At 32.3% G+C, this 15,502-nt stretch carries 17 protein-coding genes; 5 read left to right on the forward strand and 12 right to left on the reverse strand.

The window, feature by feature from the left end; translation table 4 throughout:
* Nucleotides 1-19: 19 nt before the first annotated feature.
* The gene (locus ACWXVN_RS01005) at nt 20-829 is read left to right on the forward strand and encodes a hypothetical protein (protein WP_438341570.1); all 810 of its coding nucleotides are present in this window, start codon (nt 20-22) and stop codon (nt 827-829) included.
* Nucleotides 829-1,161 carry a hypothetical protein gene (locus ACWXVN_RS01010; RefSeq protein WP_438341569.1) on the forward strand — a complete coding sequence of 111 codons (333 nt, stop codon included), beginning with the start codon at nt 829-831 and terminating at the stop codon, nt 1,159-1,161. The genes ACWXVN_RS01005 and ACWXVN_RS01010 overlap by 1 nt, the downstream gene beginning before the upstream one ends.
* Nucleotides 1,162-1,246: 85 nt before the next feature.
* On the opposite strand, the gene tuf is transcribed toward ACWXVN_RS01010, so the two are convergent.
* The 10 genes from tuf to rsmD all read right to left on the reverse strand — a co-directional run bounded on the left by tuf (nt 1,247) and on the right by rsmD (nt 8,938).
* The gene (gene tuf / locus ACWXVN_RS01015) at nt 1,247-2,434 is read right to left on the reverse strand and encodes an elongation factor Tu (RefSeq protein WP_438341568.1); all 1,188 of its coding nucleotides are present in this window, start codon (nt 2,432-2,434) and stop codon (nt 1,247-1,249) included.
* Between the two features lie 209 nt (nt 2,435-2,643).
* Nucleotides 2,644-3,597: a tRNA (adenosine(37)-N6)-threonylcarbamoyltransferase complex transferase subunit TsaD gene (tsaD, locus tag ACWXVN_RS01020; protein ID WP_455978821.1), complete on the reverse strand. Its 954-nt coding sequence runs from the start codon at nt 3,595-3,597 to the stop codon at nt 2,644-2,646.
* The gene (locus ACWXVN_RS01025) at nt 3,597-4,136 is read right to left on the reverse strand and encodes a hypothetical protein (RefSeq protein WP_455978822.1); all 540 of its coding nucleotides are present in this window, start codon (nt 4,134-4,136) and stop codon (nt 3,597-3,599) included. Before ACWXVN_RS01025 ends, tsaD begins: the two co-directional genes overlap by 1 nt.
* Nucleotides 4,136-4,522, reverse strand: a complete 387-nt coding sequence (gene tsaE / locus ACWXVN_RS01030; RefSeq protein ID WP_438341565.1) for a tRNA (adenosine(37)-N6)-threonylcarbamoyltransferase complex ATPase subunit type 1 TsaE — start codon at nt 4,520-4,522, stop codon at nt 4,136-4,138. The genes ACWXVN_RS01025 and tsaE overlap by 1 nt, the downstream gene beginning before the upstream one ends.
* Nucleotides 4,523-4,524: 2 nt before the next feature.
* A complete protein-coding gene (locus ACWXVN_RS01035) occupies nt 4,525-5,184 on the reverse strand; it encodes a ribulose-phosphate 3-epimerase (protein ID WP_455967610.1) in 660 nt (219 codons plus the stop codon).
* Complete coding sequence (rsgA, locus tag ACWXVN_RS01040; protein WP_438341563.1) at nt 5,177-6,025, reverse strand: ribosome small subunit-dependent GTPase A; 849 nt, start codon at nt 6,023-6,025, stop codon at nt 5,177-5,179. Before rsgA ends, ACWXVN_RS01035 begins: the two co-directional genes overlap by 8 nt.
* A gap of 3 nt (nt 6,026-6,028) precedes the next feature.
* Nucleotides 6,029-7,012: a protein kinase domain-containing protein gene (locus tag ACWXVN_RS01045; RefSeq protein ID WP_438341562.1), complete on the reverse strand. Its 984-nt coding sequence runs from the start codon at nt 7,010-7,012 to the stop codon at nt 6,029-6,031.
* Nucleotides 7,012-7,761: a PP2C family protein-serine/threonine phosphatase gene (locus ACWXVN_RS01050; RefSeq protein WP_455967611.1), complete on the reverse strand. Its 750-nt coding sequence runs from the start codon at nt 7,759-7,761 to the stop codon at nt 7,012-7,014. Before ACWXVN_RS01050 ends, ACWXVN_RS01045 begins: the two co-directional genes overlap by 1 nt.
* A gap of 3 nt (nt 7,762-7,764) precedes the next feature.
* Entirely contained in the window at nt 7,765-8,358 is a 594-nt protein-coding gene (gene gmk / locus ACWXVN_RS01055) for a guanylate kinase (RefSeq protein WP_438341560.1), read from the reverse strand.
* 43 nt (nt 8,359-8,401) lie between these two features.
* Nucleotides 8,402-8,938: a 16S rRNA (guanine(966)-N(2))-methyltransferase RsmD gene (gene rsmD / locus ACWXVN_RS01060; RefSeq protein ID WP_455978823.1), complete on the reverse strand. Its 537-nt coding sequence runs from the start codon at nt 8,936-8,938 to the stop codon at nt 8,402-8,404.
* A 98-nt stretch (nt 8,939-9,036) separates the two neighbouring features.
* On the opposite strand from rsmD, the gene def reads away from it, so the two are divergent.
* The 3 genes from def (at nt 9,037) to secA (ending at nt 13,387) form a co-directional block, all read left to right on the forward strand.
* Nucleotides 9,037-9,588 carry a peptide deformylase gene (def, locus tag ACWXVN_RS01065; protein ID WP_438341558.1) on the forward strand — a complete coding sequence of 184 codons (552 nt, stop codon included), beginning with the start codon at nt 9,037-9,039 and terminating at the stop codon, nt 9,586-9,588.
* A gap of 1 nt (nt 9,589) precedes the next feature.
* Complete coding sequence (locus ACWXVN_RS01070) at nt 9,590-10,660, forward strand: hypothetical protein (protein ID WP_455978824.1); 1,071 nt, start codon at nt 9,590-9,592, stop codon at nt 10,658-10,660.
* Nucleotides 10,661-10,750: 90 nt separating this feature from the next.
* Nucleotides 10,751-13,387: a preprotein translocase subunit SecA gene (gene secA / locus ACWXVN_RS01075; protein ID WP_455978825.1), complete on the forward strand. Its 2,637-nt coding sequence runs from the start codon at nt 10,751-10,753 to the stop codon at nt 13,385-13,387.
* Nucleotides 13,388-13,424: 37 nt separating this feature from the next.
* Here the strand turns inward: secA and ACWXVN_RS01080 are convergent, their stop codons facing one another.
* Together ACWXVN_RS01080 and ACWXVN_RS01085 are read right to left on the reverse strand one after the other, a co-directional pair.
* Nucleotides 13,425-14,441 carry a DHH family phosphoesterase gene (locus tag ACWXVN_RS01080; RefSeq protein ID WP_455978826.1) on the reverse strand — a complete coding sequence of 339 codons (1,017 nt, stop codon included), beginning with the start codon at nt 14,439-14,441 and terminating at the stop codon, nt 13,425-13,427.
* On the reverse strand, nt 14,431-15,402 hold the full coding sequence (locus tag ACWXVN_RS01085) for a DHHA1 domain-containing protein (RefSeq protein WP_438341553.1): 972 nt from the start codon (nt 15,400-15,402) through the stop codon (nt 14,431-14,433). Before ACWXVN_RS01085 ends, ACWXVN_RS01080 begins: the two co-directional genes overlap by 11 nt.
* Nucleotides 15,403-15,502 lie beyond the last annotated feature (100 nt).

Consider the following 15,502-nt stretch of genomic DNA (forward strand, 5'->3'; position numbering starts at 1 on the left):
TTTAGTATAATTTTTAATTATGGAAAATCAAAATCAAGAAATTATTCAGAAACCAAAAGCAAAAAAACATAAGCTGCGTTCTGCACTAATATTTTCAGGGCTTGCACTTTGTTTTATTGGTTTGATAGCTATTATTCCAATTGTTACCAAAGCTAAAAAACATGAAACACAAAAACCACTTCTTGAAGGTTATGTTGGAGCAAATAAAGAGCAAGAAACAAAAGTAGAGCTAGTTCAAAACTCAGAATCAAAAAAATGAGAACTTCAGAGTCAAAAATATGATTTTGTCAATGCTTTTGCTTCTGGAACTATGATTAGAGAGTTTTCAGTTAAAAATAATAACGTCTTTAAATTTAAGATTAACGAACAATTAATTGGTACTCTAGTTAAAGAAAACTATGAAAAATACTTAAAAGAAATATATAAAGACGATAAACATTTTTCAAACGAAAGTTTCACCTATGAAAATGTAAAAAGCAATGATGAATTGGAGTTCAATGTGTCAAACATTTTCAAGGAATGATATGCAAACGATGAAGAGAAAAAGGATAGCAAACTAACATTTAAAACATTGCTAGACTACATCGATCACTTTGATTTTACTGCTACATATGGTTATATCAAAGACAGCACTACGAAATTTAAACTAACATCAGCTATAACAATTAAAGCTCTTTTTGTTGCTTTAAAAAATTATGAACACCAAAATCCACAACTAGCTGATCTAGAAGTAGAAAAAATGTCATTCAAAATAAAAATAATATTAGATGAAGTCAATCAAATGCAACACCTACTTTTTGAACCGATTTTGATTTTAAAAGGAGAATAATGACTAACGCAGATTTTGAACAAGAAAAAATGATGGCTTTACAAGCATGAAATGCTGTATATGGAAACAAACAAGAAGCAGAAGATTTTGCCGGGAGAAAAATAGTTCGTGATGAATATAAAACAGATTCAGAATTTTCTTGAGAAATAGATGTTCTGTATCCTGTCAAAAAAAATGAACTGCCTACTAATGATAATTTAATGATTATGAGTAGTTTAACACAAAGAGAAAAAGGACTAAACGGTACATTTAAAGCTAATAATAGACATTTTCAAATAAGAAAAACTCTTGACGGTTATGAATTATTTGAAATGTACAACGATGAAAAATAGGCAGCTAAAAGCTGCTTTTTTTGTGTTTTTGTTAACAAAAAGCAAAAAAGAAAAAGCAACTTGAAAGTTGCTTCTTTGAAAATAATTATTTTAGAACTTCTGTAACTGTTCCAGCTCCAACAGTTCTTCCACCTTCACGGATTGAGAATTTTGTTCCGTTTTCAACGGCGATAGGAGCGATTAGAGTAACTGTTAAGTCAACGTTTTCTCCTGGAACAACCATTTCACGTCCATCTGTGAATTTAATTCCACCTGTAACGTCTGTTGTACGGAAGTAGAATTGTGGTTTATAGTTAGCGAAGAATGGTGTGTGACGTCCCCCTTCTTCTTTTTTAAGTGCATAAATAGCAGCTTTGAATTCTGTGTGAGGGATAATTGTTTTAGGTTTTGCTAAAACTTGTCCACGTTGAACATCATCACGGTCAATTCCACGTAGTAATAGTCCAGCGTTGTCTCCAGCCATAGCTTCTTTTAGGTTTTTACGGAACATTTCAATTCCTGTAACAACTGTTTTTTTGGTGTCTTTTAGTCCAACGATTTCAACTTCTTCGTTTAGTTGTAGTTTTCCACGTTCAACTCTACCTGTTGCAACAGTTCCACGTCCTGTAATTGTGAAAACGTCTTCAACTGCCATTAGGAATGGTTTGTCAGTTTCTCTTGGAGGTTCGTCGATTCATGTGTCAACTGCATCCATTAATTCCATGATAGCAGCTTCATATTTTGGATCTCCTTGTAGAGCTTTAAGAGCTGATCCACGAATAACTGGTGTGTTGTCTCCGTCGAATTCGTATGATGATAATAGGTCACGAATATCCATTTCAACTAGGTCGATGATTTCTTCTTCACCTTCTAGCATGTCAACTTTATTTAGGAAAACAACCATTTTTGGAACTCCAACTTGTTTTGAAAGTAGGATGTGTTCACGTGTTTGAGGCATTGCTCCATCAGTTGCAGCAACTACTAGGATAGCTCCATCCATTTGAGCAGCTCCAGTAATCATGTTTTTAACATAGTCAGCGTGCCCTGGACAGTCAACGTGTGCATAGTGACGTTTTTCTGTGTTGTATTCGATGTGAGCTGTGTTAATTGTAATTCCACGTTCTTTTTCTTCTGGTGCATTATCGATAGAAGCATAATCACGAGCTTCTGATAGACCTTTTTTAGATAAAACAGTAGCAATAGCAGCTGTTAATGTTGTTTTACCGTGGTCAACGTGTCCGATTGTTCCAATGTTAACGTGAGCTTTTGAACGGTCAAAATCTAATTTTGCCATTGTATTTCCTTTCTGAAATTTGTTTGTAATTTATAAAACTATTTTTCGATTTTAATTTAACGCGTTAAACCAACCTAAGTATAGTCTTTCACCTATATCCTGTCCATTGCGTTAAATACTTATTAAATTTTAGCAAAAAAAACTCTTTTTTTTCTTATTGGTGTTTGTTCTCTACTTTGTAGAGAAACAAAATGAGTATTTGTTAAGAGTTATTTTTTGGCCTTCTTAAAACTATCTTTGTAAATTTCAATTGCTGCTTTTGCAATCATTGCTCCATTATCAGTGGCATATTCTTTAAGTGGAACTAAAGCATTTGGATGAATAGTTAGGAACATATTTCTAATCGCATTGTTAGCACTAACACCACCACACAAAACTATTGATTTTGGTTGAAAAGTTTCGATTGCTTTCGTCATTTTTTCTTTTAAATACTCAACAATGGTTTCTTGAAATTTGGCAGCTATATCCTCGACTGGAACTTGCTCATTTCGGTTGTGATAATTATTAATGAAGTTAATGAATTGAGTTTTTATTCCACTGAGTGAAAAATCATACTCATTTTCAGTGTGTGGGATAGAAAAATGATGCTTAATATTACTTTTATGAGTTGAAGCAATTTTGTCGATTTTTGGACCTCCTGGATGTTCTAAACCTAGTTTGCGTCCGATCTTGTCATAACATTCTCCAACTGCATCATCAATTGTTGAGCCTATAACACTCATTTTAAAACTATTTTGAACAAGAATTATTTGTGTGTGTCCACCAGAAACTACCAATCCTAAAGCTGGATATTTGATTTTTTGACCTATTGAAGCTGAAAAAAAGTGACCTTCTATGTGATCAATAGGAACTATAGGTTTTTGCAGTGTCATAGCGATTGCCTTTGCTGCTAAAAAACCAATTTGAAGTGCGCCAATCAAACCTGGTTTTGCTGTGTATGCAATCAGGTCAATTTTATTTAAATCAAAATCTTTTTTAATTTCCTCTAATGCTAGATAAATGTTTTTAACATGCAAACGTGAAGCAATTTCAGGAACAGTTCCGCCATATTTTTTGTGTACTTCAATTTGACTTATTGTTACTGTTTTTAAAACACCTTTTCGACTGCTAACAATTGCTAGCGACGTATCATCATGACTAGTTTCGATTCCTAATACAAGCATTATTCTAGTCCTCCAATTTGTGGGTCATGAAAATACTTAACATCAACGCTTTCTAAGTCTTCTACTAATGTGAAACATTTTTGATACTCTTTAAAATTTATAAGTAATTCACTGTAGTCAATTTCATCAACAACAATGTTTTTCACTAACTCGTGTTTTTCATCATTGTTTGTGTCAATTTTGTATGAAGTATATTTATTAGCCTTGATGAATAAAATGTCATTTTTCAGTTGTTTTTTCAGTAGTTGAATTGTCGAAGTAACATATAGTTGAGTGTTTTTGTGTATTTGGCAAATTGTTCTAGCAAAAGTAAGGGCGATTCTACTACCTGTAAAAGAACCTGGTCCTACATTGATATAAATAGCATTCAAATCAGTAACTTTTGCACTATTTTGAGTAAGAATTTTCTCGACCAAATGTGGTAAAACATCTACTTTTTTATTAAGTTTGTCAATGATAACTTTGTCTATAAGTTTTAATTTCGAGTTATATAAACCAATTGCCAAATCTTCTAAACAACCATCTAAAAATAAATTCATTACACTTCCTCTACTTCAAAAATGTGTTGACTATCCTTAAGATAAGCATTGACTTTTGCGTAGTGACTAAAATTGTGACTAATATTATCAGACCACTCAACAACCACCAAGTTATCCTCAAAATAATCTTCAAACCCAGACAATGAACCTGTTAGTTTATAAGCATCGATGTGTACTAATCCTTCATAAACAAGGATAGTATTGAATGTTGGTGACACAATTTCTTTTTCAATATTCAGCATTTTTGCAATACATTTGGTTAGAGTGGTCTTCCCTGCACCTAACTCACCATTCATCAAAATCGCTTCAACATTTAAAGACAGTAAATAAGAAGCCAGTGGCTCTAGTGATTGATTATGTTCAAAGATGAAAACCTTTTTTTGCATTTTTATCCAATCAGTTTATCAATTGTTTCTTTTGAAAAGTTTTTAACTAAGTATGAACCGACTACTGCTAATTTAACTCCTGAACTAAAAACATTTTCAATAGTAGAACCATTGATACCACCATCCATTTGAATTTCTATATCAAGGTTGTTTTCTTTGATGTACTTACTAAATTCTTTAGCTTTAGCAAGAGTTTCAGGCATTAATTTTTGCCCACCAAAACCAGGTTCAACACTCATAATTAAAATTCTTTTTACATTTTTTAGGATTTCAGGATCGATTGAAAATATGTCAGTTTTAGGTTTAACTGCCAGTCCTAAACCAACTTTTTTGTCAGCAAAATATTTTTGATAAATTTTTCTTAAGCGCTGAGTATCGACCGCTTCAACATGGAATGTTATAACATCGGCAAAAGAATTAAATTGTTCAATATATGACTCAACATCTTCAACCATCAAGTGAATATCCATAATATGTTTAGGACATTTTTGTGAAATTTCTTTGATTATTTCAGTACTTAAAGCAATGTTTGGTACAAATTTATTATCCATAACGTCATAGTGAACATACTCAATTCCTCAGTCAATTAACTGCTTTACATACTCAACTTGCTTATCTTTAGGTACATCTAAAATCGAAGGTGATATTGTGTGCTTATGCATAGTTGTCCTCTTTCATTTTTCTTAAAAAAGTCAAATAGTTCTGATATCTTTCATGCTTAATTTCACCACTTTGAACCATTTTTTTAATTTCACAGTCATCAAGAGTTTCTTGATCATGTCTACAAGAACTAAATTTGCATTTGACTGCATTTTCGCGAAAAACTTTAAAGGCAGTTGGAAGTTCATCAATTGTCAAATCAAAATCAATCGAACTAAAACCAGGAGTGTCAATGATTTCTCCGCCATTGAATTCAATCAAACTAACTTCCCGAGTTGTATGTTTTCCTCTGTTCAAAGCTTTAGAAATTGCTTGAGTCTCAAAATTCGTTTTTGCTAAATAATTAATCAAAGTAGTTTTGCCTACTCCAGTCTGCCCTACAAAGAAACTAGTTTTATTTTTAAAAACAGCACTCAGACCTTCTAATGTTTGTGGTTGTGTGTAATCAATTTCAAAAACTTTGTAACCTTGTTTTTTGTAGTATGAAATTTTTGAGTCGCTTGTTAAATCTTTTTTTGTCAGAACTATAACTGGTTCAACATTTTTGTTTTCAATAATAATCAAAAATTTATCAATTAGGAGCGATGAGTATTCAGGTTCGACTAGCGACATGACTACAATCGCTTGATCAACATTAGCAATCTTGGGACGAATAAAAATGTTTTTACGTTCATAGATTTTATGAATCAAACCATCGGGAATGAAATCCACTCAATCTCCAACAGTGGGTTTAATATCTAAAAGACGTAGTTTACCACTTCCTCTAGTTCTAAAAATTTGACCGCTTTTAGTTTTCACATCGTAAAATCCAGCAACTGATTTTATTATTTTTCCGTATTCCATTTCTTAACCTTTAACTGCTAGATAAATCAAAATAGCCACAAAAATAGCAAATAGAACTGCTGTTACAACAATTAAAGAGACAGTGAACTTTTTATTGTGGAATCACTCAAAACTAGTCTTTTTCTTGTTTTTAGAAAATGAGATTTCGCTTTCAAAAGCACGATATGGATCTAAACAGGTGTTAAGATCATTGTATAACTCGAAACAACTTTCGTAGCGATCTTCAGGTTTTTTAGCACAACACTTGTTGATAATGTTTTGCACTGGCATTGGTATTGTACGATTTAAGTTTGTAAGTTTGGGAATTTCTTGATTTACATGACTTAGCAATTGATTTTTCATTCCTTCAACATTGCTATATGGGTTGTGCCCTTCTAACATTTCATACAACAAAATTCCAAATGAGTAAATATCGCTTTGTACTGAAGGACCTTGTGTTTTTTCAATCAGTTCTGGTGCTATATACTCTGGAGTACCAACCACTTTGTTGACTTGAGTTAATCTTGGACTCGCTTCATTTAAGGCAATACCGAAGTCAATAATTTTCGCGCTTCCTGTTTTTGTTTGAATAATATTACTTGATTTAAGATCACGATGAATTATACCTGCGCTGTGAATATCAGCTAAACCCAAAGCAATGTATTTTGCTAGTGTGATTGCTAGACCTGTTTCGAGACCACCAGTTTTTTTAATTAAGTCTTTTAAAACTGTTCCTTCAACATATTCCATAACTATTCAAGAAACATTGTCATCGATTTCTGCATCATAATAACGAACAACATAATTTGATTTAATTTGTTTCATTGTTTCAATTTCCGAAATGAAACGTTGTTTTTCGATCGTCGAATGGTCTGATTTTATGACTTTGACTGCTACTTGTTTTAAGGTTTCTCTACTGCGACACAGGAAAACGCTACCCATTCCCCCTGTCCCGATCTCGGAAACAATTTCGTATTTTTCTTCCATTTTTTGAGTATTTACGTTCATTATTTAATCTCCACTAGTAAACAGGTCATATTGTCATTTGATTTATTTTTCATTGCCGTATTGATTAATTGCTGGCATTTTTGCGAAAGAGTAGAATTAGAACTTTGCAAGATTTGCTCTATTGCAGGTTTACTTGCAAAATCATGAATTCCATCAGTAGTTAAAAGTAAAAGTTTAGGATGGTTTTCTTTTTTAAGTAAAAACACTTCACTTTTAGAAGGTTTGTTTGGTCCCAAAGCAGAAACTAGTTTTGCATAATTTCTATCTTGCATTGCAATCTCAGGAAGTATTTTCTGCTCATCAATCATAGTGTTTAAAACATTGTGATCTTTGGTTACTTGATGTAAAAATCCATTATATAAGTATGTGCGTGAGTCACCAATGTTTAATATGTAAACTGTTTTGGTCTTTTTAAAACACAAAAACATAGTGATAGTGGTTCCCATATCACTGCTTGCTTTTTTCAATTTAACAAGCTCTTTCATTTTTGCTTCAGCTTTTAAAATTCCTTTATTCAATCATGTGCGAACTTCCTCATGATTATTTTCATCAAGAAAATTAAAATCCGTTTCATTAAAATACTTGCTAAATTCATCCACTGCAACTTGTGAAGCAACTTCACCATTTTCATGGCCGCCTAGTCCATCACAAACTACACCCATTGCAACAATGTCGTTTTGTAAAAAACAACCGTTGTCTTCATTATTACTGCGAACACCTATGTCTGACTTAAAACATCAGTCGAACATAGACTAAAGATTAAATTCCTTTTCAATAATTCTTTTGACTTCTTGGTAGGTTCCATCAACAGTATCATTTGTAACAACATAATTAAATTGACTTATGTAACGAACTTCGTCGTATGCTTTTTCCATCCGTTTTTTAAGAGTTTCAGGAGTTTCTGAACCACGTTCTTCAATTCTTCTTTTTAATTCTTGAAATGAAGGTGGCATAACGAAAATAGAAACAATCTTGTCAAGATTATTTTTCTTAGCATATTTGTTAATTATTTGTAATGCGCCATTAGTTTCAATTTCTAAAAATGGGATATATCCTGAAGAAGAAATTCTTTCTAGATCACTGTATAAAGTTCCATAGTAATTATCGAAGTGTTGTGAGTACTCCAATAGATCACCATTTTTTATGTGTTGTTCAAATTCTTCTTTGGTTTCAAAATAGTAGTGTACCCCTTCTTCTTCGCCAACACGTGGTTTACGAGTTGTTGCTGAAACTGAAAGCTTTAATTTTAATGCTACATCCCTGAAAAGTTGCTTTTCTATTGTTCCTTTTCCAACTCCAGAAGGCCCTGTAAAAATAATGATTTTTTTATTAAATTCTTTTGACATAAAACTCCTTAATTTTAGAATTATATTCTAAAAAGCAGTAAAACTAACGCTTTTCTAAAAAATAAACTCAGCTGATTGAATATTTCTTGACTTTTGTAATTTCGAAAAGGGGTGTTGAAAAGTCTTCTCGAGCTGTTTCAAGAATAATTTTTCCATTTTCAGTCAATAAATCTCTTTCGCTTATCAATCTTAAAGATTCAGTATAAAGAGTTTGATTTGCATATGGCGGGTCGATAAAAATAAAGTCGAATTTTTGTTCCGTTTTTTGCAAAAAGATTAAAGCATCAGTGTTTTTTAACTCAAATTCAATCTTTTTGAATTTTTCGGCGTTTTTTGCAATAACCTTATATGCTTCGCGATTTTTCTCAATCAAAATGCTTTTTTTGACTCCTCGACTGATTGCTTCAAAACCAAAAGCGCCACTGCCTGCAAACAAATCCAAAAAGATTTTGTCTTCAAGCTCAAAACTTAAAGATGAAAACAATGCTTCACGAAGTTTTTCACTACTTGCTCGAGTGATTTTTTTATCTGGTTGTTCTAAACGTGTATTTCGATATTTTCCAGCTACTATTCTTAACATACAAATAATTATAATACACTTGCATTTTTCAGTCATTTTGAGTATTTTTTAACATAGTTAAAGAGTTTGATAAGGCCTTTTTTGTTATAATTTCAAATATGTTTGAAGTAAAGTTAGTAAAGTTACCTAATAAGGTACTAAGAGAAAAGTCGAAAGACGTTCCAATTCCCCTGACTCAAGAAGATGATCTATTGATTCAAAAAATGATTTATCACATTGATGATAGTCAAAAAGAAGGATCAAAATTTAGAGCAGGTGTTGGAGTGGCCGCTGTTCAATATGGAATTTTGAAAAATATTTTTTACATTATGATTCAGGATGAAGAAGGTAATATGATTTTTCGTGATGCACTAGTTAATCCACGCGTGATTGCCCACTCAGAATTAAAACAATCGCTTGCTGAAGGAGAAGGGTGTCTAAGTGTTTCTGAAACATGACCACATCAAGAAGGATACGTTCCAAGATACCGTCGCATAAAAGTAAAAGCATACTCATATTTTGAAAAAAAAGAAAAAACATACGATGTTTCTGGTTATGAAGCAATTGTTATGCAACATGAATTAGATCACTTGCAAGGTAAATTATTCTTAGATCGCATTGACAAAAATAACCCTTGAAAAGAAGACAAAAATATGGAGCTGTTAGGATAATATGATTTGAGCATCAATTGGACTTGTTGTTGTACTGGCCATTATCGGATTTTTAATTGGATTTTTCAAGCGTTGATTGTGATCTTTAATTACTTTTGTTATTAGTGCTATTATTGTTTTTTCAATTATTTTGGTAAGTGATCCAATATTTAACCTTGTTACAACAATCGAGGCATTTAAAAAATACAAAGATTACGCAGAAGTTGCAAAACCTTACATCATTACCATTGTTGCACTTGCAGTTTTATTGGTAATTTGACTATTTTCTTTGATTGTTTTTGCAATTGCGTTCTATTTTGTAAGACGCAAAAGAATTTTAAGATGTTACAGCAAAGGTTGTGAAAAGAAACACATTGCTTCAAAAATTGTGGGTGGATTATTAACAATGGCAATTACTGCTCCTATTGGAATATTGGGTGGTTCAGTGGTTGCTTTAGCCAATAAAAACTACGAAGAAACTTGATGAGATAGACTTGTTATAAAACCAGCAATTAAAGCTATTACACTTGGAAAAGGTGAGTCAATTTCATCAGAAATACCAGTCATAACAAAAGCTATTGAATATTCAACAAATACTGAAAAAAGAGAAGAATTAACTAAAGATTTGGAACAAATTGCTAATGCTTTAGAGGACATTAAATCCGATGCAAATTCATCAAATGAATCTGGAAACGAAACAAAACAAACAGTTCCTATTACTCCAGAAACAATCAATACTGTTAGAACGATTTTAAATTCAGATTTAGCTTTACCAGTGATCAAAACCATTGTCAATAATCCTGAAAGTGATTTGGGTGAAAAACTTGAAAAAGTAAAATTCGATAAAGAAGCAGTAGACTACTTATCAAATCAAGAAAACATTGAAAAAGCGAAAAAAGAATTTGAAAACATGTCATTGGATTTAAATTTAACAGACAAAGAAGTAAGCAATCTAAAAGAAATAGTACGTACATCTTTCGTTAATACAGACTACCAAAAGGTATTGGAATCTTCACCACTTGAAAAACAGAGATTTGAAGATGTTTTAAATAATTTTGCCAATATTTTTACAAACAAAACTAAACAACAATAATTACAAATTCGCCATTGGCGAATTTTTCTTTACGTAAAGGGTTTTTTACTTTAAGTAAAAAATAGGCATTAAAAGGGTAAAATTGTAATTATGAGTAAAATTTTGAACAAAATTACTAAAACAAAAGATCAACAGGTTGATTCTACTGAATATGTTATTCCTCGCAGACCTGAAGAAAAAAATAAATGATACAAACCTAAATTTAGAACTGCTGAAATGCGAATTGCCTACCTCACTCTAAATCAAATTAATAATTGAGAAAATGAAATTCAAAAGTTAAGTGATGATGAATTAAAGAACAAAACAGCTGAATTCAAAAATCGTTTATCAAAAGGTGAAACATTAGAAGATATTAGAGCAGAAGCGTTTGCAGTAAGTAGGGAAGCAACAAAAAGGGTTTTAGGAAAACGACCATTCGACGTACAAATGTTGGGTGGAGTTATTTTAGACTTAGGATCAGTAGCTGAAATGAAAACAGGAGAAGGTAAAACCATTACTTCGATTGCTCCTGTTTATTTAAATGCACTCAGTGGAGAAAATGTTATCGTTTCAACTGTTAACGAGTATCTTGCAGAACGTGATGCTACTGAAATGGGTGAAGTATTCAATTGACTTGGTTTGAGTGTTGGAATTAACAAGGCACAAATGTCTCCGGAACTAAAACGTGAAGCTTACAACTGTGACATTACATACTCAATTCACTCAGAGCTGGGATTTGACTACCTAAGAGACAACATGGTAATGCGTAAAGAAGAAAAAGTTCAAAGAGGACTTAACTACATCCTTCTAGATGAAGTTGACTCAATTTTGATCGATGAAGCTAAGACACCGTTAATCATTTCTGGTGGAGATACAGGTGAAAGTTACTTATACAACACAGCCGACTTGTTTGTTCGTAATTTAGATGAAGAAGATTATTACATTGATGAAGAAACAAAATCTGTTTATTTAACTGAGCAAGGTATTGATAAAGCTAACTTATATTTCGGTTTAGCTAACCTTTATGACATTGAAAATTCTGAACTAGTTCATAGAATTCAAAATGCCTTGAGAGCACACAAAATAATGAAAAATGATGTTGAGTACATTGTTCGCGACAACAAAATTGAGTTGGTTGACTCATTTACGGGACGTATTATGGAAGGGCGTGCTTACTCAGAAGGATTGCAACAAGCATTACAGGCAAAAGAACAACTAGAGATTGAACCAGAAAACAAAACACTTGCTACAATTACCTACCAAAACTTTTTCCGTTTATTCAAAAAATTGAGTGGTATGACTGGTACTGCCAAGACCGAAGAAAAAGAATTTATTGACATTTACAACATGCGTGTAAACGTTATTCCAACTAACAAACCGTTGCAAAGATATGATGATCAAGACTTAATATTTGTTGATATGCACTCAAAATATATGGCTATTGTTGAAGAAGTTAAAAAAGTGTATGCTCGTAAACAACCGATATTAATCGGAACAGCACAAGTAGAAGACTCGGAAAGATTACATGAGTACTTGGTTAAAGCAAACATTCCTCACACTGTCTTAAACGCAAAACAAAATGCTGAAGAAGCAGATATTATTGCCAAAGCAGGACAACTAGGTGCAGTAACAATTGCTACTAATATGGCCGGTCGGGGAACTGACATCAAACCTTCTGACGAAGCAAAAGCTGTTGGGGGATTATATGTTTTAGGTACTGATAAGGCTGAATCTCGTCGGATCGATAACCAACTTAAAGGACGTTCTGGACGTCAAGGAGATGTCGGATACTCAAAATTCTTTTTAAGCTTAGACGATCAATTAATTTTACGTTTTAGTTTACAAGATAAATGAAAAGAAATGTTTGCAAGTTATGAAGATAGACCAATTGATGGTAAAGCTATTCAGATTGCCTTTTTAAGAGCACAAAAGAAAATCGAAGGTTTCAATTACGACAATCGTAAAAGCGTCCTAAACTATGATGATGTTATTCGTCAACAAAGAGATCTTATTTATCAACAAAGGGACTGAATTTTAGAACGGGACGATTTAAGTATTATTATTAACAAAATGATTATTTCGACTGTTAAACAAGCAGTAAATAACCGTTTTTTCGCTTTAAAAAACAATGCTATTGATTTTGAAAAATTTACTGAATATTTAAACAAAAATTGATTAGAAAATAACAGCGACTATCGTTTTTCAAAAGAAGAATTATCAAAATTTGAAAAACCAGAACTTGTTGAATTCATTAGCGATCGTTTAATTCAAGAGTATGCAATGATGCGTGAAAATGTGATTGAAAAATATGGAGTGTTTGCCCTTGTTTCAACTGAAAGAACAACTATTCTTAAAGTTTTTGATGCAGCTTGACAAGATCATATAAATACAATGGATAAATTACGTCAAGCATCCAACTTAGTTCAATACTCGCAAAAAAACCCATATCAAGTTTATACACAAGAAGGATCAAAACGTTTCGAAGAATTAACTGAGCGTATTGCCTTAGAAAGTGTTGTAAATTTAATGAATAATCCTGAAGCAAGCAAACCAAACGCAGTCCATGAAAATATGGATGCCAATGCTAAAGACATTGCAAACAAAATTGGAATCATAGAACAAATTCTTGACTATCATAAAGACTCACTAATTAAAGAAGGAATGAGCGAACAAGAAATTGAAGAGCAAGTCGAAGCGATGCGTGGTTTACTAGAAAATCAACTTGGTATCAAATACACTAAAAAATAATAAAAGTTACAAAAAAAAATAGAGCTTGAAAAGGGCTCTATTTTTTGTTGTCGTATCCTTCCAAATTAAGTGCTTCTTTTTCACAATCCGCAATTATCAGTGGGATTAACGAAGCATCGTTAATTTGTGCTCCTGAGGCACGATGGTGTCCACCACCACCTCATTTGACTGCGACATTTCTGACACATGCTCCATTAGAGCGAAATTCACAACGAATCTGATCTTGAGTGCTTCCGTCAGTACCTTTTGCTTTTTCTTGAGTGAAAAAAACTCAAATCTTGTTGTCATCAATGTTAGCTAACGTATAAGGTCGATTAGCTCTTAACGGATCTAAGATATTGAAGTTTCTTTGTGTTTCTAAATCAAAATAGAAACTTACAACTTGATCTTTTATTTGCATATTAGATTGAATAAAAGCGTCCACTTTCATATCTTGTGAAGATTTTTTCGCCATATTAACGAAAATTAAATCTTTTTTAGCACCACTTGCTCACAGTTTTGAAACTATGTCCAATGTGCGCGAATTAGTTGTGTTTGTTGTTAATCTAACGCTATCGGTATAGATTCCTAAAAATAGGTATGTTGCTGCTTCTGGTGAAATTTTTCAACCTAATTTTATTGCTATCTCAGCAACTTGTTGAGCAGCAGCAGGCGCTTCTGATTCAACTCAAACTAATGAAGCATTCAAGTCATCATCATTTGGGTGGTGGTCTACTCTAATAACTTCATCAAAAACATTTTCATCTAAGAATTGACGACACTCAATTCTTTCTTTAAAGTTAGCATCAACAATAATTGCTAGTGAATTTGGTAGTTTCTTTAGCTCTAAATTATCAAATTCAAAATCTAAATAACTGAATAAGCCTTTTGAGTCTCCAATTGTGTAAACATTTTTGTTTGGAAAATTGGTTTTAATCAATTCTTTAAATCCAAATTGTGACCCTAAGCAATCACCGTCAGGACGAATGTGGTGAAAAATAACAACGTTTTCAGCTTTCTTAATTTTCTTTTCGATTGCTTTGAAAACTTTCATTTTTTGGCGATTATCTAGCATCGTTTTTCAAAACCTCTTGCAAGTCAGCTAATAATTTTTTCATTTCTGACTTGTTTTTAACTGTAGCTCCGGCAGCACATTCGTGTCCTCCACCTCTTCATTTGTTAGCTACTTGATTAATTCACACACCATTTGATCTAATTCTTACTCTTGTGTCTCCATTGTCTGAATCAATGAAAAATACTCAAATTTTGCAATCTCCAATGTTTGCTAGAACATTAACATCATTTGCTTGGTTTTCGTCAAGTTTGAATTTCTTTTGAATTCTTTTAGTAACGTGGAAGTAAAGAACTTGCCCATCTTTTTTGTAATTTAATAAAACATAAGCCATGAAACGTACTTTTTGTTCTTCACGACGTGAAAGCGGTAAGTTAACATCGTAAACTTTAAATCCTTCAGCGTTATGTAAATAACTCACAACATCGAATGTACGTTTCACAACACTTTCAAATTGGAAACGACCACTATCAGTATTGATTGCTAGATAACATAATTCTGCAGCTCTTTTATTTAGTTTTCATTTCGCCTTCATTGCAATGTAACCCACTTGTTCTCCAGCTGCAACGTATTCATTATCTTCTCATGTATAGTCGTAGTCAATATCTGGATCAACTGGATGGTGGTCAATACGTAAAGTTTTAGTAAATCTTTTTTCAAGTATTAAATTAACGTCTTGTATTCTATTTGAAGAGTTAGCATCAACAACAATTGCTAAAGAATTTTTGAAGTTTTTAGCAGGAATGTTTTCAATTTTGTCATGTTCTAATTTCATGAATGGAAATGATCCAATAGTATCACCAATTGCATAAACGTTTTTGTCAGGGTAGTTTAGCTTAATCATTTCTTTTAAAGCAAACTGTGAACCTAAACAATCTCCGTCAGGACGAATGTGGTGAAAAATAAAAATATTTTTAGCTTCTTCGATTGCTTGGACAGCAATCTTGTAACTGTTTTTAGCCATGTAATTATCTCCTTGATTTTTATTTGCATTTTAACGATTACAAAATGTTTTTTGCAATTGTTTATAATATTAATATTATATTTATTTTAAGCCACTAAAA

The sequence above is a fragment of the Mycoplasma sp. 4044 genome (assembly GCF_053851695.1).